Genomic DNA, 20,582 nt, shown 5'->3' with positions numbered 1-20,582 from the left:
GGCCGGCAGTCAGGCGTTCGCGCCGGTCAGGATGCGCTCGAGTTGCCCCGGCGTGCTGCCGGTCAGGCGTCGACTTTCCCGCACCAGATGCGCCTGATCCGCATAACCGGCCTCCACCGCCAACACCGCCGTTGATGCCTGCGAGCTTTGCGACAAGCGTCGGAAGCGCTGATAGCGCAGGATCCGGTCGAGCGTTTTGGGGCCGTAGCCGAAGCTGTCGTCGAAACGGCGCCTCAGCGTGCGATCACTCATTGCCAGTGCTCGCCCCAGCCAGGGGATGAGCGGCGCATCCTCGGGCGGACCGGCTTCGATCAGGCGGAACGCGGCTCGCATGGCGTAGTCGCCACTATGGCCGTGAGCACCATTCGCAATACTCTCCTCGATGGAAGCAATGAGTTCGGCGAGATCGCTCTGGGGGCGGATGTTTGCATCCAGCTGCCGGCCTTTTCGACCGAGCACGGTCTCGATCGCCAGGCGCTCGCCAAGCAGTTCAGTGGCAGGAACGCCCAGCCAGGTCGCTGCCGCTGCCGGCTGGAAGCGGAAACCGATCACCGCGGTGCCTGCCGGTATGGTCTCTGTTTGCGGGTCCCTGTCGGGGCCGGCAATGCGGAAACGCCCGTCGATCCATTGCAGGTCGATCGTGCCGTCAGGTGTCACGATGACAGGCGGAGCTTCGGCTTCCGGCATCTGGTGAGCCCAGACGGTCGAGAACCAGTCGCGCAGGAAAGGCGCAACCGGACGCTCTTGATAGTGGCCGGTTGCCTGGGCGGGCACCGCCTGCATGATGATCTCCCTGGCCTTTCCACATCGGCCGGTCTCGTTCGCCACAGGTACGCCCGCCAGCAGCGAGGTTCAACCCGCCGACCGCGTCGGAGAGCGAGATTGGCCGAAATGTTCAAGCAATGCCGTTCATTTGAAGAGAGATAGTACAAGGCCATCACCGCAGCGGAGGTGGCTATGAGACAATCCACTATGAAAGGTCAGAACCATGAAACCGAGGATCAGTGTCATCACACTTGGCGTCGATGATCTCGAGACGTCGCTCAAATTCTACCGCGATGGTCTGGGGCTGCCGACGGAAGGAATCATCGGTACCGAATTCGAGCATGGCGCCGTTGTCTTCTTCGATCTGCAGGGTGGGTCGAAATTCGCGCTTTTTGCGCGAGACGACATTGCCCATGATGCAGGGATAGCGAAAACCGGCCGTAGCCCCACCGAACTGACGCTTGGCCACAATGTGGCTAGCGAAGCGGAGGTGGATGCCGTGATGGAAAAAGCCATTGCTGCCGGAGCGAGGCTGGTGAAACCTGCGCAGAAGACGTTCTGGGGCGGTTATGCCGGCTATTTCCAGGACCCGGACGACCATCTCTGGGAAATCGTCTACAATCCTGCCTTTCTCCCCGAGGAATGATGGCAGCGGTCATTCCTGGCAAGCATGGTTCGCGGCAGAGCGCGTGTTCACTCGGAGTTGTTGCCGCGATTCCAATAGGACACCACCAGGTGCTGTTCCTTGTTCAGCCCGAGCTCACCGCGGCAATAGCTGCGAATCTGCCGGAACGTGGCGAATTCGCAGCCGGCCCAGACGTAGACGGACGATTCGTCGTCCGGAAGAATGGTGCTTCGCACTGCATCGATCAGCAGTGATGTCGTGCCCGCGGCGGCACCATTGCGATGAAGCCAGGTCACCTCGATCCCAGCCTGGAATTTGAGCTGCTGGACTTCGCTCTTGTCAGGGACTTCGATGAATGCCTTGCCACGCGTTTGCGCGGGAAGGCATTCCAGCATACGGGCAATGGCGGGCAGGGCAGTCTCGTCTCCCGCGAAGAGATACCAGTCGGCATCGACAAGGCCGCCGCCGCCCGGGCCGATGACACCGATTTCGGCACCGATCCGTGCGGTCTCGGCGAGCGCCGATCCGGGGCCGGCATCGGCATGGAGCACGAAGTCGATGTCGAGCCTGCCTGCAGCGACATCAAGCGAGCGCACTGTGTATTTTCGAAAGGCCGGGCGTCTTGCCGGATCGCCCCATTGGGCCAGTCCGTTGCTGCCGACCGTCGGCCACTGCGGTGCCGCGAGGTCGGGATGCTGGCAAAGGAGATTGAGATGCAGCGCACTCATTCCTGCGAAGCGGGCTACGTTGTCGCCGTGAAATGAGATGCGGCGCATATGCGGCGTGATGTCCTGTACAGCGGTTATGCGCAGGATCTGGAAATTGGGCGGGCGCGCCAGGTCATCGCCATCGCCGTGCCAGACGATGGTGGGGGAGGCGGGCTCCGCGAATTCCAGGATATGCGAGGCAACTGCAACCCGCACGAAATAGAGGCTCTCCAGGCTGTCTGCCTCGACGTCCACCAATGTTCCGTCATTGGTCAGGCTGAATCGCGCACGCGCACCGGAGAATTCGAGGGTACGGACGCCATCCTCCGTGCGTGCAATGCCGCCATGTTCGAGCATGTGTTCGCAGACCGGTGCGATGATTGCTTCAGGATCGGACAGCGCGACACGGGTCTGGGCGGAAAATGTCATCATGATCAAAGCCTTGCGTTCAGCTAGGGTCTCTTCAAGTACCTTCGACACGCTGCGGTTGGAGACCTTATTGCGGGGCTGCCGCGGCATCTTCCTTCAAACCGATCCAGAACGTGCCTTCGAGCGGTATGGCCATGAAGCGTTTGTTGATCTCTGCCAGGGTGCGGTCTGGATCGAGATCGCTGAAGAGCTCTGGATGCAGCCATTTGGCGAAGCATTCGAAGACGAGAAAGCTCAGGGCCGAGATCGAGAGCTGGTGTGACACGGCGTAGGTGCGCCCCGCGCGCACGGCCGTCAGTTCGCCGCGGAAGTCGCGGCCGACTGCCTTCTCCAGCGAGGTCCGCGCCGATTGCGCGCTCACCCCGCCTCCCACCACCAGCCCGCCCTGTGCGGCAAGGTGCGGGCCGCCGGTCGCGATGTAGATGTTGGGGTCCGCGCCGAGGACAAACTCGGCGCTGAGCTGCCCGTCATAGCCGGGAACATCGGCGCCGATGCTATGTCCGCCAGCCATTTCGACGGCTTCGGTCATGCGGTTGCCTGCGCCTGGCGAAGAGCAGCAGACGGCTCCGGCGTGGGCGTCGATCAGTACGCTAGGCCGATCTTTCGCGCGCTTCAGCCGTTCTTCGATCAGACGGTAGTGCTCCTTGACGAACCCGGCATATTCAGCGGCCTTCCCATCCTGGCCGATCGCCTTGCCGAGCAAGGTCATCGAGAAGGCGGTTACGTCAGCAGGGCTGAGGGTGCTGTTCCTGGGACTATCCAGGAAGATGGTCGGGACACCGGCGGATTTCAGGATTTCGACAATGTCATTCCAGCCGGAATCCCAGATGCTGACGACGAAGATATCCGGACGTGCGCTGAGGATTGCTTCGGCGGAGCTCTTGGTTGGCAGTACGCCGCCGACCTCGGGAATGTCCATGGCCTGAGGAAATCGTTCGCGGAAAGCGGCCAGGATACCGCTGTCGAGGCGTCTGGGAGCGGCCCATCCCACGATTTTCGCGGCCGGGTCGGCATCGATCAGCGCCAGAGAAAGCAGAAGCAGGCTCTCGTTCGTCACGATCCGCGTTGCCGGTTTTTCCAACCTCACCTCACGTCCGGCCGCATCGACCAGGACGATCTCGGCATGGGCCGGTCGCCAGCCGAGGCTGCCGAACAGCAAGGCCAGGCCAAGCACCAGGATCGCTGGGCGCGACAGGATAGGCGCCAAGGCCGCGCGCGTTCCCTGGATATGGCGGCCGGACATCGTCACCATGTGTAGTTGATGCCTGCGGTGATCGTCCGTCCGGCACCGTAATTGCAGCTGCCGCCGGTCAGGTTCAGGCAGTGCGAGACATACTTCTTGTCGAACAGATTGCTGACATTGACCTGCAGCTTGGTGCCCTCGAACGTCTTGTCGATTGCCCCGAAGTCATATTCCGCGCCGATATCGACAAGGGTGCGGGCCGGGATACGCAGTTGCGCCAGGTAGGTACTGTCGGTCTGGTAGGACGAGGTGGCGCGCACGCCCGCACTGAGGGCGAGGCCGGGCACATAGGTCGGCCGATAGATCGCCCACAGGCTGGCCTGGTGCTCGGGCAGCCTGAGCATTTCGCGACCGAGTTCGACCGGCCTGTTCGAGCGGAGCACTTCCGAATGCGAATAAGCATAGGCGGCCAACACGTCGAGTTCAGGCGTGAGCTCCATCTTGCCTTCGAGTTCGACGCCGCGCACACGTTGCTTGCCTGCCTGGACGGAGAAGCGCGAGTCTTTCGGGTCGGGGGTCAGCGCGTTCTCGAGCGTCAGGTCGAACACCGACAGGCCAATCATGCCGCGCGCGCCGACAGGTTCGTATTTGACGCCGACCTCGAATTGCTGGGCGGTCTGCGCACGGAAGGGATTGTTCGCCTTGTCCGTTCCCAGGGTAGGCAGGAACGATGTGGTGTAGCTGGCATAGGGCGCCAGGCCGTTGTCGAAGAGGTAGGTGAGGCCGGCACGCCAGGTCACCTGATCGTCGTCGGTCTTGACCGGTTGCACGTTCGCCAGCATGCGGTTCGTGCTTTCGACCTTGGATCGGTCATAGCGCAATCCGAACGTGCCGACCCAGCGGTCATAGCGGATCTGGTCCTGGGCGTAGAAACCGATCTGGTCCTGTTTCTGAAGGCCCGAGCGCTGGATCGGGGCATTCGGGATGATCCGCCCATAGATCGGATTGAGGAAGTCGAGCGGTGGCACGTTCACACCAGGCCCGGTATTGCCGAAATTGGTGTCGGAGACACTGTGCACATAGTCAAGGCCGAACAGCACGGTGTGGTTGAGCGCACCGGTGTCGAACACCGCCTCGGCCTGATTGTCGACCGCAAAGGTGGAAAGGCTGTCGTCGGCTACACCGGAAACCCGATTCAGCTGGCTGGACGGAGCGCCTGTGTAGGCAAAGGCGGGGTTGACGAGGGCCAGGAACATATCCTGTTCGGCGCGGGCGTAACGAAGGTTCTGGCGTAAGGTCCAGGTCTCGCTGAAACGATGCGAGAACTCGTAGCCAGTGGCGAAGAAGTCTCGGTTGAACTGGTTGGCATTGGGGTCGGCCAGGAAGAGGTCGCGAGGAATTTGCCCGGCAGGATTGGGCAGCAATGTGCCGGAAGCCGGATAGAAACGCGGGCTGAAGACGTCGCGGTCGCGCTGGTAGTAGCCATAGAGCGTGAGCGAAGTGTCAGCGGTAGGATTCCAGGTCAGGCTTGGAGCCAGCACGATCTTGCGATCGCGCTCCATGTCGATCTGGGTATGCATGTTCTTGGCAAGGCCGGTGAAGCGGTAGAGCCATTCGCCATCCGGCGTGAGGGGGGCCGGTGACATCGATAGCGCCCTCGATACCTCCGAAGCCGCTTGTCTTGATCGACGCTTCGCGGTGTGCGGTCTCCTGGGGACGCTTGCTGACGAGGTTGACCAGCCCGCCGGGCACGGCGCGTCCATAGAGGACCGAGGCAGGCCCCTTGATGACTTCAACGCGTTCGAGGGCATAGGGGTGGACGGTGGGCGTGGCATAGCCGGATGGATCACCGGGCATCACCAGCCCGTCGAGCCACGTCGTGCCATAGGCATTGAACCCGCGAATATAGAGCCAGTCGTAGCGGACGTCGAAGCCGTTCGGGTCAGGGAGAACGCCTGGCGTGTAGCGCAGCGCGTCGGCGACACTGTCGACGCCCTGGGCCTTCATCTGCTCGCGCGTGACGACGCTGACGGCCTGCGGCGTTTCCTTCAGCGGCGTGTTGGTCTTCGAAGCGCTGGTGCTTTGCTTGGCAACAATGCCTTTGTCGGGACCACGAGCGCTTTCGCCCTCGAGGGTGATCTTTTCCAGCTGAGTGGATTCCTTCGCATTCTGGGCGCCTGCAGACAACGGCAGTGCCAACACCGCCCCGAAAGCCAGGGTCGAGGTGCGCAACAGGCGGCCATGAACGGCGCCCCATGCTCTGCCTGCCTGGTATTCCGTGACGCCAATTCGAACCATTCCAAGCCCCAAATAAATTTGACTGCATTTGTCAAGTTAAAGTAGTGGATAGGGCAGCAAAGCATATGTGACAACGCCGGGACCTTTGCCGGACGGTCAGACATCTTTGCGCGGGAATGATTCTTCAGCCTTGCGATGCCGGCGGTTGGCATGCGAGCGGAAAGCGATGTCGATGGTGCCACAAACGGACAGAAGTCTCGACCTGCCTGGGCAGGGCAAGCGGGTGCGCGTCCGTGATTTCATGGCCAGGGACGGGGTCGTTCTCGACAGCCCCGACGATCGTCTTGCCGAGGAGGATACGCTGATCGAAGGCAGGCTGCTGCATCAGGAGCTGCGCAGCGGCCTCTTTCTTCATGGCGGCGATGTCGTCGAGGAACGGATGTTCACCGTGACCTCGCATCTCAAGGAAGGCTTGTCGTGCATCATCTTCCTCGACGGCCAGGTCGATCTAGACATCGGCGACCGCCATTTCGAGTTCAAGGGAAATCCGCGAAGCGCCATGCGGGGCAGTGCCATCATGAGCGTCAACTCCGAAAGTTTCCGGCGAGCATCGCGCGGTCGACAGCATGTGCGTCATCTCGTGGTCTCGGCAACGCCGGAGTGGTTCGACCGCGACGGGCTTGAAGAGATGCAAGACGCCCGACCGGCCAGCCGCTTCCTGAAGGATCATCTTGCGCATCACGCCTGGACATTGACGCCGCGGGTCATCGATCTCGTTCAGCAGGTGATGGCGCCTTCTGGACTCTCGCCGGCATTGCACAAGCTGTATCTTGAGGGCCGTGCCATCGAGATCATCCTCGAGACGCTCGCCACCGTGACGCAATCCGGGCGCAGGCTTTCGTCGAGTGCAGGCATCGCTCGCCAGGACATCGTCCGGCTGCAGCGGGCCAAGGAGCTCGTCGACAGTCGGCCGGGTGCCGTGCTGAGTGTGGAAATGATTGCCCGGGCTGCCGGTATCAGCGCCAGTGGCCTGCAGCGACTGTTCCGGCAGGCAGAAGGGACCAGCGTTTTCGAATATATCCGCGACCGCCGGCTGGAGCGCGCATTCCTCGCCCTGCAGGCTGGAGACGTGACCGTGCAAGGAGCCAGTGATATCGCCGGCTATACCAGCCCCGCCAATTTCGCGACTGCGTTCCGGCGCCGTTTCGGCGTGACGCCGCGCGAAATCGCTCCAGCCAGGCAATAAGGGCAGCCGCCCCGGATCAGTCGACGACTGCCTCTGCCTCGATCTCGACCTCGTAGTCGCCGATAAGGTCGCCGGCCGCGATCATGGTGTTCGCCGGTTTGATTTCGCCGAAGACGCGGCCGTGCGCCCGCGATGCCGGCTCCCACAAGGAAGCATCGCGAAGATAGATGCGCGTGCGCACGACATCCTCTGCCCGGCCGCCGAGTGCCGCGATCGAGGCCAGGATCTTGTCGAGGATGTAGGTGGTCTGCGCTCCGACGTCGCCGGGCGCGACACAACGGTCTGCGCCATGGGTGGCGGTCGTGCCGGAAACGCGGATCGTATCCTTCACCCGCACGGCGCGGCTGAAGCCGGCGATGGGTTCCCAGACGCTGCCGGACGAGACGCGTGAGCGACCCGGCCGTCCTGGAACGGGTGCTGCCACATAGATCGAGGGCAGGGCGTCGAGATGATGACTGAGGTCGCCCGACGCGGTCAGAAAGGGTGGGCGGCGATATTCGTCGCCGCAATCACCAGGGATCGGCTGTGTGCCGGCAAAGGCCGCCTCAAGCCGAGCCAGATCCTCTTCATCGAGCGCGAACGAGAAGACTTTCAGATTGTCGTCGCGATGTTCGCTTTCGCCGAGCCGTGCGCCGATGATGGCTGCAGCGACGGACGGATGTTCCAGCACCCAGCGTGTCGCGACGTTGGAGATCGAGACCTTGTGCTTGCGTGCGATTTCGCCTGCTGCTCCGAGCACGCCCTGGAAGGCCTCCCAGCCGCCGGCAGTGTGGATGAAGCGCTTGTATTTCGAACGGCTCCAGTCGGTGATCGACGCCGGTTCCGGTGCACCCAGCCATTTGTCCGACAGAAAACCGCCACACAGGGTTCCGTATGCGAACAGCCTGACCCCACTGCGCATACAGAGCTCGGAAAGCGCTCCGGCAGCACGGCGGTCTACCAGGGAGAAGGAAACCTGATTGGAGGCAAGTGGGATGCCATCGGCAAGGGCCAGCCCCAGATGCGCGGCATCGAAGTTGGTGACGCCGATCGCCCCGATCAGGCCTTCCTGCCTGAGCCGCGCCATTTCGTGCAGCGCATCCAGCCATGCCGGATGCTCGAAGCTCCACCAATGGAATTGCAGCAGGTCGACCTTTGCAACGCCGAGCCGGTCGAGCCGCTCCTGCACGCCTTTTCGTACGACATCGGCTGTCATGGGGCCGGGTTCCGGGCACCACTTGGTGAAAGCCAGTGGTCGCTTGCCCTCGGGGTAGCGCGCCAGCAGTCGGCCCGTGATGATTTCGGCGCTGCCGTAATGGTCGGCCATGTCGAACGTGTCGAACCCGGCCGCGGCATAGGCCTGCAAGTCATCGGCACTTCGCTCGGGGTCGAGAGTCGTGCCACCTTTCTCGATGTCCGCGACCTGCCACAGGCCGCACAGCAAGCGGCTGATATCGAGCCCTGCCAACGTCGTGCGTTCAGGAGTGGTTGGCATTTGGGCCTCGCTCGGAAACGGAAGGGCTGGTGTTGGATGTCATCCGGCGTCCCGGCTTCAGGCGGGCGAGATGGCGCGAAACCACGCGTTCCTCGCCGAGGATGCCGCGGGGCCGCAGCAGCAGGATCGCGCACAGGCCGACGCCGATCAGCACGATCCGCAGTGCGGCCGCCCGAGCCTGCTGGTCCGGGGGGAACAGCGAGGCGATGGCGCCGGCTGAAGCCGCCCAGATGCCCCAGACGCGATGGCCCCAAGGATGGCGCCGCGATTGTTGCCGGAACCGCCGACGATCAGCATGGCCCAGACCTGGAAGGTAAGCAGTGGGACATAATTGTCGGGCGCGATGAAGCCGACGAAATGCGCCTGGGTGGCTCCAGCCAGACCCATGATGGCACCGCCGATGGCGAAGGCCTGCAGGCGGAAGCCGGTCGCGTTCTTGCCCAGCGCCAGCGCTGCTGTTTCGTCTTCCCGGATGGCGCGCAGCACGCGTCCCCACGGGCTGCGCAACAAATGTTCGAGCGCGAAGTAGAGCAGGACGACCACGACAACCAGCACGCCGAGGTTGAGCAGGCTGAAGGCCAGCGGATCGCCGGCCAAATTGGCAAAAGGCCTTGGAATGAAACCGATGCCGAAGGGGCCGCCGGTGATGCTTTGCAGGTTAAGGGCGACGAGTTGCACCGTCACCGCGACGCCGAAGGTGGCGATGGCGAGATAGTCGGCGCGCAGCCTGATCGTCAGCCAGCCGACAAGAAACGAGGCGAAGCCCGTGGCAAACGCCGCTCCCAGCCAGCCCACCAGTATTGGCAGGCCAAAGCCACCAAAACGGTCCGGCGCATCGGGCGTGGTCAACAGCGCGGAGACGTAGGCGCCGATGGCCACGAAGCCGGCGACGCCGACGTTGAACAGGCCGGTCTGCCCCCACTGCACGTTGAGACCCAGGCACATGACGGCATAAGTCAGGGCCATGGTCAGGAAGAACGCGATATAGGCGATCAGTTCCACACTCATTCGGCCCTCCCGAACAGCCCTTGCGGACGCAGCAACAGGACGAAGACGAGGATCATGAAGGCGACGGCTGCGCGCCATTCCGCGCCGATCAGCTGCACGCCGAGCGCTTCGGCAAGACCAACGATCAGGCCTGCCAGCATCGCACCGGGCACACTGCCGATGCCGCCGAGGATCGCGGCTGCAAACAGCGGCAGCAACAGGTCGAAACCCATATAGGGCCGGATCTGTACCAGAAGGCCAGCCATGACGCCTGCAATGCAGGCAAGCCCGGCACCCAGCACCCAGACGGTGCGGATCACCTTGCGGACATCGATGCCGGCAACGCCGGCAAGCTGCTGGTTCTCGCTGACGGCGCGCATGGAACGACCGATCGCCGTGCGCGTCAGCAGTATGTGAACGACCATGACGAGAAGCGCGGCAACGGCCAGCGACAGGAGCTGGTCGGGCGTGGCGCGCAGGCCGCCGCCGAGCGGAAGCGCGATCTGCAGGGCCTTGGAAAAGTAGACGGGTTTTGAGGTGAACAGGAATTCGAGCAGGCTGCGCAAAGCCAGCGAGGCCCCGAAGCTCGCCATCACCATGATGATGATGGCGCTGCGGCGTCGGCGCAAGGGACCGAACAAAAGGGCATCGACCAGCAGCGCCAGTGCCGCCGTCAGCGCTACGGCAGCAAGTATGGCAAGCGGCAGCGACCAGCCGAAGGAAAATGGCCCGATCGGCTTGAACAGCGCTCCCGACAGTGAACCGAGCAGGCTGCTCACGGCGAGCGTGAGATACGCGCCCCAGCTGATCATTTCGCCATGCGCGAAATTGGCGAAGCGCAGGATCGAATAGGTGAGCGTGATGCCGATGGCGCCGAGCCCGATCATCGCGCCAGCGATCAGGCCATCCATGATCAATTGCGGGTTCATGGCGTGGTCGCCTTTCCGGCGGGGCGGGCGCCGAGATAAAGCTCGGCGACGATCGGGTCCTCGGCGAGTGTCGCTGCCGGTCCCTCATGGCGCAGCTGCCCTTCGACGAGGATCGCCGCGCGATCGGCGATGACGAGGGCCGCCTTCACGTTCTGCTCGACCAGGATGATGGTTACGCCGGTGTCGTTGATCGCTTTCAACTGTGAAAAGACATCCTGTACGATCTTGGGGGAAAGGCCGGCCGACGGTTCGTCCAGGATCAGAACGCTCGGCTCGACGATCAGCGCCCGTGCCACCGCCAGCATCTGGCGCTGGCCTCCCGAGAGCAGGCCGGCGCGCAGCGATGGACGGGCCGCGAGATCGGGGAACATCGCATAGAGGTCCGCCACGCGGCGGCCGCGCTTTTCCCTGGGCAGAACATTTGCAGCCAGCAGGAGATTGTCTTGGATCGACATGGTCGCGAAGATGTTTTCGGTCTGCGGCACAAAGGCCAGCCCGTGCCGGATCTTCTCATGCGTCGGCACGGCGGTGATGTCGAAATCACCAAGCAGGGTGATCCCTGAGTGGATTGGTACCAGCCCGGCGATCGCCTTGACGAAGGTGGATTTACCGGCGCCGTTGGGGCCGAGAACGACGACGAGTTCGCCGCTGCGAACCGAAAAGTCGATGCCACGCACGATCGGCAGGTCGGGCTCGTAGCCTGCCACGAGGGCTTGCGTGGACAGCGCGATGGAGGGTGGCTCTGTCATGCTGTGACCTCGCCGAGATAGGCTTCGATCACGGTGCGGTTGCGCGACACTTCGTCGGGCGTTCCCTCCGTCAGCAATTTTCCTGCAGCCATGACGACGACACGGCCGCATAGCCGGGCGACCATATCCATGTTGTGCTCGATCAGCAGGATCGATCTGCCCTGGCCGTTGAGTTCGAGCACGCGATCGATGATGAGTTCGAGCAGTGTCGGATTGACACCGGCGGCCGGTTCGTCGAGCAGAATCGTCTCGGGGTCCGCCATCAGCACGCGTGCCAGTTCCAGGAGCTTGCGTTGTCCGCCCGATAGAACCCGCGCGGGTTCAGCCTCCAGCCCGGACAGTTTGACGAAGTCCAGCAGCGCACGGGCTTTGTCGACGGCCTGACGCTCTTCGGTTGCGACACGACCCGGCTGGAGAAAGTTCATCCAGATGCGTTCGCCGGACTGCCGCTGGCTGCCGGTCAGGACATTCTCCAGCACTGTCATTTCAGCGAAGGGACGCGGAATCTGAAACGTGCGTCCAATGCCGCGTGCGATACGCTGCTCCGACCGCTCTTGTGCGACTTCGACGCCGCCGATGCGGATCGAGCCGGATGTCGGCTTGAGGCTGCCCGCGATGAGGTTGAAGAGGGTCGTCTTGCCGGCGCCATTTGGCCCGATCAGTCCGACCATCTCGCCGCGATGCAGGCTGATAGACATGCTGTCGACGGCGCGGAGGCCGCCAAACTGCTTGACCAGTTCGCGCGCCTCGACCAGCGGACCGCGGGGTATGTCGGAAGGGGCATCTGCGACAGGCTGCATTGTGGCCGATCGATTTTTTTGATCTGTGATGTTTGATCAAACTTTACATCAGAGCAAATTGCAACTACGAAAATGAGCAATGGCTTGAGGGCTTCGAATGGTGGACGAAATGTCTGATCGCGAAATCCGTGAAATCTGCCTGAACCTTCGCGGGGGATCTGCGGCATGAGCCGCCGCAGCGCACTTTCGCCGGTCGTACGCGAGACGCTGCATGATCGTGTCTATGCCGAACTGCGGCGCTCTCTGATCCACGGCATGTTCGACGCAGGCGAGATGATGCGCATCGTCGACCTTGCCGAAATCCTCGAGACCAGCACCATGCCGGTGCGCGAGGCGCTCGGGCGTCTGGTTTCCGAACAGGCATTGGAGGCGCTCCCCAACCGCTCCGTGCGGGTGCCGTTGATCACGCGGGAACGATTGGAAGATCTGGCTCGCGCGCGCTGCCTCATCGAAGGGCAGATCACGGCGCTGGCCTTGCCCAATTTGGCCGCTGCCGACTTCATCGAGCTCAGGCGATTGACTGCGGCCTGCGAGGCCGCTTTCGCCAGCAACGATCACGACAAGGCGCACAAGACGTCCGAGCTCAATCACGCGTTTCATTTCTACATCTATCGGGCCGCCGGTTCGGCGGTGCTGATCCCGATCGTCGAAAGCCTTTGGCTGCAGTCGGGGCCTTATGTCCGCACCGCAGCCCAGATTCATGACGAGAACCGCGACATCCCGGCTACACATCATCACTGGGCGCTGATCGAAGCCCTCGAGCGCCGCGACGTTGCCGGCTCCGTCAAGTCGCTGACCGACGACATCACCCGGTCGTTCAACCTGATCCGCGGCCGCCTCGACGACGAAGAGGCCGACGCGCGGGAGCTGCGACATGGCTGACGATGATTCCTTCGATCTCTATGATCTGCGCGTTGAGGTGACTGCGCCAGAAGGCGGGGCGATCTATTGCGGCGCCAGGGTCGGCGATTATTTCGAAATGCGCGGCGAGATGCTGCATCTGCCGGAAGGGCAGGGCTTTTCGATCTATTCGCTGGCTGCGCTACTGCCCCTCCTGCCAGCCAAGCAGCGGCCGACGCACAGGAACGACTGGATGACAACCGATGCCGAGGTCGCTTGTCCCGATCCAAATTGCAGCTCGCGTTTCCGCATCACCCGAACCGGCTTGCGCCGCTTCCGCCATGCCGAAACGACGGCCGTGCCTCTGAACGATGATTGAGACGAAGAGCATGCAGAGAGCCAGTCTGGCGCCGGACTATGAGATTTCGCGGGTTATCCGTGGCGGCTGGCAGATGGCCAGCGGTCATGGCGCCGCGTCGAGCGACGATCCCGTTGCCGACATGATAGCCTTTGCCGACGCTGGCATCACCGCGTTCGACTGTGCCGACATCTACACCGGAGTCGAGGAACTGATCGGGCGTTTCCGGCTGCGTTACCGGGATGAGCGTGGCCAACAGGCACTCGATCGCATCAAGGTGCACACCAAATTCGTGCCCGATCTCGATGTCCTGCCGCGCATCACCAAGGCATATGTCGAGAGTGTCATTGATCAATCTCTGCGGCGGCTCAACCTCGACCGGCTCCACCTGGTTCAGTTCCATTGGTGGGACTACGAGGCATCCCGCTGGTTGGAGACTGCGGGCTGGCTGAACGAGTTGCGGCAGGCCGGCAAGATCGACCGGATCGGCGGCACCAATTTCGACACCGATCACGTCGAGGCGATCATCGCGGCCGGGGTGCCTCTGACCTCGATGCAGGTGCAATATTCGCTGCTCGATACGCGGCCGGCCAAGCGCATGGCTGCCCTTGCCGCGGAAACGGGCATCGCGTTCTTGTGCTACGGCACCGTCGCCGGTGGTTTCCTCGGCGACCGCTGGCTTGGCATGGCGGAACCCGCCGAACCCTACGAGAACCGGTCGCTGCTCAAATACAAACTGATCATCGACGATTTCGGTGGCTGGGATCTGTTCCAGGAATTGTTGCGGACGCTGCGTGCCGTGGCAGACCGCCATGGTGTCGACATTGCCACCATCGCCAGCGCGGCGATGCTGTCGCGGCCCTCGGTTGCTGCCGTTATCGTCGGCGCGCGCAGTCGCGCGCATCTGGCGTCGAACCTTGCCATTTCAGACATCAGGCTGACCGACCAGGACCAGGATCAGATCGAAGCCGTGTCGGCGCGAGCTCGGCAAATCGAGGGCGACGTCTACACGCTCGAGCGTGACCGCCACGGCCGTCACGGCTCGATCATGAAATACAACCTCAACAAGGGAGTTGCCTGAGCCAGGGCGGCCCGCAAGTCTACCAAACAAGGCCGTGTCGGGAGCTCGGCCATAACAAAGGGGAAGTGATATGAAGAAACATCTTTTCGCCACCACGATGCTGGCGGCGTTGGCCATGTCAGCCGCGCCGGTCTCGGCCGCGGATTGCGACATCACTGTTGGGCTGGTCATGGAACTGACCGGCCCTGCCGGCGAGTATGGCCAGGCGGGCGCGAAATCCGTGGAAATGGCCTTCCGTGACTTCAATGAGGCCGGTGGCATCGGTGGCTGCAAGCTCGTCACAGACACACGCGACAGCCAGAGCCAGGGCAACGTGGCCGTCGATCAGGCGACCCAACTGGTCAACATCAAGAAGGTGCCGGTCATTATCGGCGGCATCATCTCATCGGTGTCGATTCCGATCCTGACCTCGGTGACCGCTCCTGCTGGGATCGTGCAGGTGTCGCCAGCCTCTTCGTCGCCGACGCTGACTGCTCTTGGCAAGGATGGCAAGACCAACGGCGTCTTCTTCCGCACCATCACCTCGGATGCGCTGCAAGGCACCGCCGCTGCCAAATATGCAATCGACAGCGGCCTGAAGAAGCTCGCCATCATCCACGTCAACAACGACTTCGGCGTCAACATGGTCAAGGAATTCGCCGACGCCTACAAGAAGCTCGGCGGCACCATCACCTCGACCACGCCTTACAACGAAAAACAGGCGAGTTACTCCGCCGAAGCAAGTGCGGCGATGGCTGGTGAACCGGAAGCGCTTTATCTGGTCAGCTATCCAGTCGACGGCGCGACGATCGCACGTGCCTGGATTTCCGGCGGCGGCGCCCAGAAATTCCTGCTCAATGACGGCATGAATTCCGCCGAGTTCATCGATGCGGTCGGCGCACAATATCTCAGCGATGCTTATGGCACCTCGTCCGGCACGAGCAAGACCGCGTCGACCGATTATTTCTACGGTGCCTACGAGGCGTTTTCCGGCGGCATCAAGCCGGATGCCCCGGCTGCGGACCGTTCCTACGATGCCGGCGCGATCGTGGCACTGGCCATTGCCAAGGCCGGTAAGGGTGACGCGGCGGCGATCAAGGCGGCGATCCCGGAAGTGGTCTCCGCCAAGGGTGAGCCGATCCATGCCGGCAAGGAGGAATTCGCCAAGGCTCTTGCGCTGATCAAGGAAGGCAAGCCGGTGAAATACGAAGGCGTTATCGGCCCGGTTTCCTTCGACCAGTATGGTGACATCACCGGCCCGTTCCGATTGTGGAAAGTCAAGGATGGCAAGGTCGAGACGGTCGGCGAGATGAGCGCCGACGAGGTTGCGAAGACCAAAGCCGACATTCAGAAATAGAATCGGCGATTTGTCAGCAAAGCTATTGGCCCCTTTCTTCGGTTCAAAACGAAGAAGGGGCCAAGTTTTTGAGAGGTCAATCGTCTACTGCCGATTCGCTCGGTTGCAAAATAAGAGGAGGAAATTCTTAGCAATAGCGCTGGCGCACTTGGCCGGCCAAGCTTCGGACAGTTGATCCTAAGGTCGTAATTTGCGGGAGCTTGATCTGCGTAGGACTGTGGCGCAATATGCGCGCCACAGCGACATTAATTTATTGAATTAAACATGATCAAAGGCGATCAAAGCACAACTCGCGCGTTGAACAGGCGGCTGGTTCTCAATTGCCTGCGCCGCGAAGGTGGACTCAGCCGCGTCGAGATCGCGGCCATGACCGGCCTCAGCCCTGCGGCAGTTACCGGTGTCACGGCGGAACTCATCAATGAAGGCATGCTGGTCGAAGGAAAGGGCATGCAAAGCACGGGCGGACGCAAGCCCATCCCGCTCAGCATCGACTATCAGCAGCATTGGTCCATCGGGTTCAAGCTCATGGCGGACAGGGTGGAAGGCACGCTGACGGATCTGTCCACACGGCCGATCGGGACATGCAGGGTGCCCTTGTCCAGCCACGATCCCGAGGCGATTGCTGCCGCGGTGGAAAGCGGGGTGGCCGTTTTGCAAAGGGAAAATGGCAATGCGCGAAAACTTGTCGGCATCGGAGTTGCCATGCCGGGGCTTATCGATGTCAATCGTGGGATCTGCCTTGAATTCCATGACTTCGGCTGGAGCAATGTGCCCGTTGCCGAGTTGATCGCAGCGCGTATCAGCGTGCCGGTCTGGGTGGAAAACGACGTCAATGCTTTCGCGATCGCCCAGCAATTGTTTGGATATGGGCGCACACATGGGTCCGCCCTGGTGCTTGTGATAAGCGCCGGCGTTGGGGCTGCCTTGATCTTCAATGGCCAGATACATCGGGGCGCGCGCTTCGCTGCGGGTGAGATCGGCTTCGTGCGCCCGGACAGGGATGGCGGGGCGACGAGTGATCGACTGAGCTGGAACCGGCGCCTTTCGGAGTCCGGGATCATAAGGGGATGGCAGGAGTTGCGAGACGGAGGGTCAGGCGACGACTTGCAGGCGGCGGCCGAGAGTGGCGACCCGATAGCGTTGGCCTATCTCGGCAAGATCGGTCGTGAAATCGGCGAGCGGCTGGTCGGCATGATCGACCTTGTCGATCCTGAGGTCGTCGTTGTCGGTGGCGAGGCGGTGCGTTTCGGCAGGGCGCTTATCGATCCTCTCGCCCGGGCGGTGAAGGAGAATTCCTTCGGGGCGCCGCCGCCGCTGGAAGTGGATTGGGACAACAATGTCTGGTTGCGCGGCGCGTCGGCACTCGCGATCCAGAAGTTCTTCGATTTCGAAAGCGCGGCTGGGCATCAGCGAAAACTCGCCAGCTGACAACGGACGATTGCGCGCGGCGTCATTCTGATTGCAGCTTTGCGGTCAGGCCGCCGGTGATGCGCTCCATATGTTCGAGCGCAGTTTGCAATTGCGACGAAAGCTCCGGATCCTGAGCGATCCCTGCCGCGTCGAGATTGCGTCCCAGCAGGGGCAAGGTGATCGACGCATCCTCGATCAGACGAGCCGACATCGTCTGCAATGTCAGGCGCAGCGCCGCATCGGCATGCGTTGATCGTTGGGACGCGTTGATGACGGCAACGGGCTTCTCCGGAAATTCAAAGCTGCTGACCAGCCAGTCCAGCGCGTTTTTCATGACACCGGCAATGCCGCGCGCATACTCCGGGCTGCATATGAGCAGGCCATCGGCGCTGCCGATTGCCTCGCGCAACCGCAACACGGACGAAGGCGGAGTGTCTGTATCCTGGTCCGGATTGAAATAGGGCAGTGCCTCCAGTTCATCGAAGAGCGTTATCTCAAGCGACCGTGGCGCGAGGATCTGCGCTGCCTGCAGCACGGCGAGATTGGAGGAGCGCGCACGCAGGCTGCCGCAGATCGCCAGTATTCTCATCGTCTTTTGCTCCGAGCGGGACTTTTGTCCAGCGGATCGCCGCGGGGAATCGATGCAGTTTAGGCGGAAATCGAAGCGAGCAGCAGGGCTGAGAGATAGAGCCCGACGCCGAAGGAGAAGTGCGCGATCAAGCTGCGCTGGCGCGAGATGGCGGGTTTGGGCGTGCGAGACGCGGCAATGCCAAAGCCAAAGGCTGGCTGCATGATAAAGAATGGAAAAACGACAGTCACGAGACCGACGGTCAACGCGAGCAGCGGGGTGGGGTGTTGCGCCCAGCCGGCCCCGCCGAGCGCCAGCATAAGTGCCGCAAAGGCAATGCCGATCGCATAGTGCGCGCACCAGCCGAGGATGGCTTCGCCGGAAATCGGGGCTGCTTTCGCGATGTTCTCATGTGCAAAGCGGCCATGCCGAAAATGCAGGAGCCAGCGTCCGACCCAGGCATAGTCGAGGGACGGAATTCCGAACATGCGCCTCAGGAAAAGCGCCCAGAGGTCCATTGCCGTGGTAGCTCCGACGCCAATGAGCACAGCCCGTAGGATGAGATCGCCGTTCATTGTTCCACTCCAGATATTCCCGGTGGTCGAATTGATCGCCGTCATACCTTGGTGAAAAATAACATTCAATAGATTGATTGAATGTTTGAATGATGTTAGAGCGAAGTCATGACAGATGCTGACTCCCACCATCCTCTCTTTGGCTTGTCCGCGGACATCGCCCGCACTCTTGGCCATGCTCATCGGCTGGTGTTGCTGCACCATATCGCGGAGGGCGAGAAAGCCGTGGAGCAGTTGACCGAACTGACCGGCCTCGGCGTCGCCAATGCCTCGCAGCATCTGCAGGGCTTGAAGCGGGCCGGCCTGGTGCAGACCCGCCGCGATGGCAAGCGCGTGCTCTATCGCCTCGGCAATGGTCCGATCGAGGCTTTGCTTGCCGCCTTGCGCAGTCTCGCCGCCTACAACAGCGTCCAGATCCGCGATCTGATCGAAGGCAGCAGCGGCCGCTCCAACCTCCTGGAGAGCATAACGCGCGAAGAGTTGCTGCGTCGCATGCGCGAAGATTCCATCGTGTTGCTCGATGTCCGGCCGGAAGACGAGTTCGCCGCCGGGCACTTGCCGCAGGCGATCAACATCCCCCTCGAGGAACTGGAAAATCGGCTGGCCGAACTGCCGCGAGAGAAGCTTGTCGTTGCTTATTGCCGCGGTATCCGTTGCGTGCTGTCTGCCGATGCGCTGGCAATCCTCAAAGCGCGCGGTTGGGTCGCTCGCCGTTTTGAACTGGGTTTTCCCGATTGGCTCGACGCCGGCCTCGCCATCGAAGGTTACGAAAGCGGCTGAGCCGATACGGCCGCCGGTCCGCTTACAGCATCATCACAAAGACAACGCCTCGGCCCGCATGCCGAACGGACATGCGCGTCCGCGATTGGAGGGATCAGAACGTGACAGACTTGATCAAAAAACGGCAACGCCTGGCCTTCGTCATGCTCGCCACCGTGCAAAGCACGCTGATCTTCACCATCGCCCTGATCATGGTGCCGCTGCCGAAAATAGCTGCCGAGTTCGGGTTGGTGCCGACGGACGTGCTGCTGCTTCAGGTTGCCTACGGGCTGCCGTTCAGCGGTTTGCTTCTGTTCGGCGGCCGGCTGGCCGATCGCTACGGCGGCAGGCGCATGTTCGTCCTTGGCCTGCTCGTGTTCGGCGCGGCTTCCGGTATCGCTGCGGCAGCGCCGAGTTATGAAGTGCTTGCGGCAATGCGATTTCTCCAAGGCGTCGCTGGCGCCTTGATCGCACCCGCCGCAATGTCCGTGCTGCACAGACTGTTTCCAGACGCCAAGGACTTCGGTCGGGCCATGGCAACATGGGGTGGTGTTTCGGTGCTTGGAGCCATTCTCGGTTTCATCGTTTCGGGTATCGCCACAAGCTGGGTCTCATGGCGCTGGATGTTTGCCGTACCCATCCTGGTTGCTTTGATCGCCTTGATGACCACCAGCATGCTGCTGCCGCGGGACAGCAACGAAAATTCCGTCGCAAGGCCACCTCTTGACCTGCTTGGAGCATTGCTGGCCACGGGCGGCATCGTTCTCGGCAGCTACGGTCTGATCATGACCGGGGACCATTCCTGGACCTCCACGCCGGTTCTTGTGCCGCTGACCGCCTCGGCAATCCTGCTCACCGTGTTTTTCGTCGCCGAAGGAAAAATGCGCGATCCCTTGCTGCCGCCATCCTTCCTTGCCGATTCCTGCCGCATCACCGGGCTCTTCGGCATGATGCTGGCTGCTGTCGGGTCGATCGCGATCGAATATATCCTGTCGCTCTACCTGCAGCAGGTCCGCGGCTGGTCACCGCTGATGACGACGCTGGCGTTCCTGCCTTTCGCCGTCGTGCTGATTGCAACGAACCATCTATCACCGGCTCTGGTCGGCCGTTTTGGCGCTGCGCAGACAACCATCGGCGGCCTGATTATCGCTGCACTCGGCCTCGGGCTTCTTGCCGGACTCACCGGTGGTGCGAGCTATCTCGTCGGCGTCATGCCCGGAACCGTCCTGGTCGCTGTCGGCATGTCGCTGATGTTTTCGGGCTCGGCGGTGCTTTCGATGACGAATGTGCCACTGCGCCAGGCGGGATTGGCCGGCGGCGTCATGAACACCGCCATGGAACTGGGGCCGACTGTCGGGCTGGCGGTGTTGATGTCGGTTGCCGCGAGGCAAGATGATGTGGTGCGCGGTTATGGCTGGGCCTTTGCTGCCACAAGCCTGTTCTATATCGTCCTGGCACTTGTCGCGGTCCGATCCAGCAGGCAGGGAGCCTGCGCCGCCATGGCCCGCGGCTGATTGGCTGCC

The 20,582-nt window shown here is 62.2% G+C and carries 19 protein-coding genes and 2 pseudogenes; 9 read left to right on the top strand and 12 right to left on the bottom strand.

Annotated features, from left to right (window positions below):
- Positions 1–9: 9 nt before the first annotated feature.
- Positions 10–783 (bottom strand): helix-turn-helix domain-containing protein, encoded by a 774-nt coding sequence (locus tag ACFJIU_RS14360; protein WP_379072559.1) that lies wholly within the window; start codon positions 781–783, stop codon positions 10–12.
- Between the two features lie 205 nt (positions 784–988).
- Here ACFJIU_RS14360 and ACFJIU_RS14355 point away from each other — a divergent pair, with 205 nt between their 5' ends.
- Positions 989–1,411, top strand: coding sequence for a VOC family protein (locus ACFJIU_RS14355; protein WP_379072558.1), 423 nt, complete (start codon positions 989–991; stop codon positions 1,409–1,411).
- A gap of 47 nt (positions 1,412–1,458) precedes the next feature.
- On the opposite strand, the gene ACFJIU_RS14350 is transcribed toward ACFJIU_RS14355, so the two are convergent.
- The 4 genes and pseudogenes from ACFJIU_RS14350 to ACFJIU_RS14335 form a co-directional block, all read right to left on the bottom strand.
- The gene (locus tag ACFJIU_RS14350) at positions 1,459–2,529 is read right to left on the bottom strand and encodes a DUF2218 domain-containing protein (protein WP_379072556.1); all 1,071 of its coding nucleotides are present in this window, start codon (positions 2,527–2,529) and stop codon (positions 1,459–1,461) included.
- 64 nt (positions 2,530–2,593) lie between these two features.
- The gene (locus tag ACFJIU_RS14345) at positions 2,594–3,778 is read right to left on the bottom strand and encodes an ABC transporter substrate-binding protein (protein WP_379072554.1); all 1,185 of its coding nucleotides are present in this window, start codon (positions 3,776–3,778) and stop codon (positions 2,594–2,596) included.
- Complete coding sequence (locus tag ACFJIU_RS14340; RefSeq protein ID WP_379072552.1) at positions 3,772–5,355, bottom strand: TonB-dependent siderophore receptor; 1,584 nt, start codon at positions 5,353–5,355, stop codon at positions 3,772–3,774. Before ACFJIU_RS14340 ends, ACFJIU_RS14345 begins: the two co-directional genes overlap by 7 nt.
- 154 nt (positions 5,356–5,509) lie before the next feature.
- A pseudogene (locus tag ACFJIU_RS14335) lies at positions 5,510–5,716 on the bottom strand (TonB-dependent receptor plug domain-containing protein); the annotation flags it as partial.
- 463 nt (positions 5,717–6,179) lie between these two features.
- Here ACFJIU_RS14335 and ACFJIU_RS14330 point away from each other — a divergent pair.
- Positions 6,180–7,193, top strand: a complete 1,014-nt coding sequence (locus ACFJIU_RS14330) for a helix-turn-helix transcriptional regulator (protein WP_379072550.1) — start codon at positions 6,180–6,182, stop codon at positions 7,191–7,193.
- A gap of 16 nt (positions 7,194–7,209) precedes the next feature.
- On the opposite strand, the gene ACFJIU_RS14325 is transcribed toward ACFJIU_RS14330, so the two are convergent.
- The 5 genes and pseudogenes from ACFJIU_RS14325 to ACFJIU_RS14305 form a co-directional block, all read right to left on the bottom strand.
- Positions 7,210–8,667 (bottom strand): aldo/keto reductase, encoded by a 1,458-nt coding sequence (locus ACFJIU_RS14325; protein WP_379072548.1) that lies wholly within the window; start codon positions 8,665–8,667, stop codon positions 7,210–7,212.
- Positions 8,651–9,675 (bottom strand): annotated as a pseudogene (locus ACFJIU_RS14320) (branched-chain amino acid ABC transporter permease). Before ACFJIU_RS14320 ends, ACFJIU_RS14325 begins: the two are co-directional and overlap by 17 nt.
- Positions 9,672–10,583, bottom strand: coding sequence for a branched-chain amino acid ABC transporter permease (locus ACFJIU_RS14315; RefSeq protein WP_379072546.1), 912 nt, complete (start codon positions 10,581–10,583; stop codon positions 9,672–9,674). Before ACFJIU_RS14315 ends, ACFJIU_RS14320 begins: the two are co-directional and overlap by 4 nt.
- Positions 10,580–11,332, bottom strand: coding sequence for an ABC transporter ATP-binding protein (locus ACFJIU_RS14310; RefSeq protein ID WP_379072544.1), 753 nt, complete (start codon positions 11,330–11,332; stop codon positions 10,580–10,582). Before ACFJIU_RS14310 ends, ACFJIU_RS14315 begins: the two co-directional genes overlap by 4 nt.
- Entirely contained in the window at positions 11,329–12,132 is an 804-nt protein-coding gene (locus ACFJIU_RS14305) for an ABC transporter ATP-binding protein (protein WP_379072542.1), read from the bottom strand. The genes ACFJIU_RS14310 and ACFJIU_RS14305 overlap by 4 nt, the downstream gene beginning before the upstream one ends.
- A 165-nt stretch (positions 12,133–12,297) precedes the next feature.
- Between ACFJIU_RS14305 and ACFJIU_RS14300 the strand changes: the two genes are divergently transcribed.
- The 5 genes from ACFJIU_RS14300 (at position 12,298) to ACFJIU_RS14280 (ending at position 17,175) form a co-directional block, all read left to right on the top strand.
- Positions 12,298–13,014: a GntR family transcriptional regulator gene (locus ACFJIU_RS14300; RefSeq protein WP_379072540.1), complete on the top strand. Its 717-nt coding sequence runs from the start codon at positions 12,298–12,300 to the stop codon at positions 13,012–13,014.
- A complete protein-coding gene (locus tag ACFJIU_RS14295) occupies positions 13,007–13,351 on the top strand; it encodes a TIGR04076 family protein (RefSeq protein ID WP_379072538.1) in 345 nt (114 codons plus the stop codon). Before ACFJIU_RS14300 ends, ACFJIU_RS14295 begins: the two co-directional genes overlap by 8 nt.
- 10 nt (positions 13,352–13,361) lie before the next feature.
- Complete coding sequence (locus ACFJIU_RS14290; RefSeq protein ID WP_379072536.1) at positions 13,362–14,411, top strand: aldo/keto reductase; 1,050 nt, start codon at positions 13,362–13,364, stop codon at positions 14,409–14,411.
- A gap of 70 nt (positions 14,412–14,481) precedes the next feature.
- Entirely contained in the window at positions 14,482–15,747 is a 1,266-nt protein-coding gene (locus ACFJIU_RS14285; protein ID WP_379072534.1) for an ABC transporter substrate-binding protein, read from the top strand.
- A 264-nt stretch (positions 15,748–16,011) separates the two neighbouring features.
- A complete protein-coding gene (locus ACFJIU_RS14280) occupies positions 16,012–17,175 on the top strand; it encodes an ROK family protein (protein ID WP_379072532.1) in 1,164 nt (387 codons plus the stop codon).
- Positions 17,176–17,197: 22 nt separating this feature from the next.
- On the opposite strand, the gene ACFJIU_RS14275 is transcribed toward ACFJIU_RS14280, so the two are convergent.
- Positions 17,198–17,746, bottom strand: coding sequence for an NADPH-dependent FMN reductase (locus ACFJIU_RS14275; RefSeq protein ID WP_379072530.1), 549 nt, complete (start codon positions 17,744–17,746; stop codon positions 17,198–17,200).
- A 59-nt stretch (positions 17,747–17,805) separates the two neighbouring features.
- Positions 17,806–18,483 carry a DUF2938 domain-containing protein gene (locus ACFJIU_RS14270; RefSeq protein ID WP_379072528.1) on the bottom strand — a complete coding sequence of 226 codons (678 nt, stop codon included), beginning with the start codon at positions 18,481–18,483 and terminating at the stop codon, positions 17,806–17,808.
- Between ACFJIU_RS14270 and ACFJIU_RS14265 the strand changes: the two genes are divergently transcribed.
- Together ACFJIU_RS14265 and ACFJIU_RS14260 are read left to right on the top strand one after the other, a co-directional pair.
- A complete protein-coding gene (locus tag ACFJIU_RS14265; RefSeq protein ID WP_379072526.1) occupies positions 18,409–19,080 on the top strand; it encodes an ArsR/SmtB family transcription factor in 672 nt (223 codons plus the stop codon). The two genes, ACFJIU_RS14270 and ACFJIU_RS14265, sit on opposite strands and share 75 nt — an antisense overlap.
- Before the next feature lie 101 nt (positions 19,081–19,181).
- Positions 19,182–20,573, top strand: coding sequence for an MFS transporter (locus tag ACFJIU_RS14260; protein WP_379072524.1), 1,392 nt, complete (start codon positions 19,182–19,184; stop codon positions 20,571–20,573).
- The last annotated feature ends 9 nt before the right edge of the window (positions 20,574–20,582 follow it).

It is taken from the genome of Mesorhizobium sp. UC74_2, from assembly GCF_042701485.1.
In the GTDB taxonomy this organism is placed as follows: Bacteria; Pseudomonadota; Alphaproteobacteria; order Rhizobiales; family Rhizobiaceae; genus Mesorhizobium.
Note: the sequence above shows the minus strand (reverse complement) of the source record. Positions and strands in the feature narration are given on the sequence as shown.

What these genes read in the sequence shown, in the direction of transcription:
- ACFJIU_RS14360 (WP_379072559.1), bottom strand. Translation starts at nt 783, where the DNA reads ATGCAGGCGGTGCCCGCCCAGGCAACCGGCCACTATCAAGAGCGTCCG.
- ACFJIU_RS14315 (WP_379072546.1), bottom strand. Translation starts at nt 10,583, where the DNA reads ATGAACCCGCAATTGATCATGGATGGCCTGATCGCTGGCGCGATGATC.
- ACFJIU_RS14340 (WP_379072552.1), bottom strand. Translation starts at nt 5,355, where the DNA reads ATGTCACCGGCCCCCCTCACGCCGGATGGCGAATGGCTCTACCGCTTC.
- ACFJIU_RS14275 (WP_379072530.1), bottom strand. Translation starts at nt 17,746, where the DNA reads ATGAGAATACTGGCGATCTGCGGCAGCCTGCGTGCGCGCTCCTCCAAT.
- ACFJIU_RS14310 (WP_379072544.1), bottom strand. Translation starts at nt 11,332, where the DNA reads ATGACAGAGCCACCCTCCATCGCGCTGTCCACGCAAGCCCTCGTGGCA.
- ACFJIU_RS14270 (WP_379072528.1), bottom strand. Translation starts at nt 18,483, where the DNA reads ATGAGCATGGCCAAGAGTGCGGGCGATGTCCGCGGACAAGCCAAAGAG.
- ACFJIU_RS14265 (WP_379072526.1), top strand. Translation starts at nt 18,409, where the DNA reads ATGACAGATGCTGACTCCCACCATCCTCTCTTTGGCTTGTCCGCGGAC.
- ACFJIU_RS14295 (WP_379072538.1), top strand. Translation starts at nt 13,007, where the DNA reads ATGGCTGACGATGATTCCTTCGATCTCTATGATCTGCGCGTTGAGGTG.
- ACFJIU_RS14300 (WP_379072540.1), top strand. Translation starts at nt 12,298, where the DNA reads ATGAGCCGCCGCAGCGCACTTTCGCCGGTCGTACGCGAGACGCTGCAT.
- ACFJIU_RS14330 (WP_379072550.1), top strand. Translation starts at nt 6,180, where the DNA reads ATGGTGCCACAAACGGACAGAAGTCTCGACCTGCCTGGGCAGGGCAAG.
- ACFJIU_RS14280 (WP_379072532.1), top strand. Translation starts at nt 16,012, where the DNA reads ATGATCAAAGGCGATCAAAGCACAACTCGCGCGTTGAACAGGCGGCTG.
- ACFJIU_RS14345 (WP_379072554.1), bottom strand. Translation starts at nt 3,778, where the DNA reads ATGGTGACGATGTCCGGCCGCCATATCCAGGGAACGCGCGCGGCCTTG.
- ACFJIU_RS14305 (WP_379072542.1), bottom strand. Translation starts at nt 12,132, where the DNA reads ATGCAGCCTGTCGCAGATGCCCCTTCCGACATACCCCGCGGTCCGCTG.
- ACFJIU_RS14325 (WP_379072548.1), bottom strand. Translation starts at nt 8,667, where the DNA reads ATGCCAACCACTCCTGAACGCACGACGTTGGCAGGGCTCGATATCAGC.
- ACFJIU_RS14350 (WP_379072556.1), bottom strand. Translation starts at nt 2,529, where the DNA reads ATGATGACATTTTCCGCCCAGACCCGTGTCGCGCTGTCCGATCCTGAA.
- ACFJIU_RS14290 (WP_379072536.1), top strand. Translation starts at nt 13,362, where the DNA reads ATGCAGAGAGCCAGTCTGGCGCCGGACTATGAGATTTCGCGGGTTATC.
- ACFJIU_RS14285 (WP_379072534.1), top strand. Translation starts at nt 14,482, where the DNA reads ATGAAGAAACATCTTTTCGCCACCACGATGCTGGCGGCGTTGGCCATG.
- ACFJIU_RS14355 (WP_379072558.1), top strand. Translation starts at nt 989, where the DNA reads ATGAAACCGAGGATCAGTGTCATCACACTTGGCGTCGATGATCTCGAG.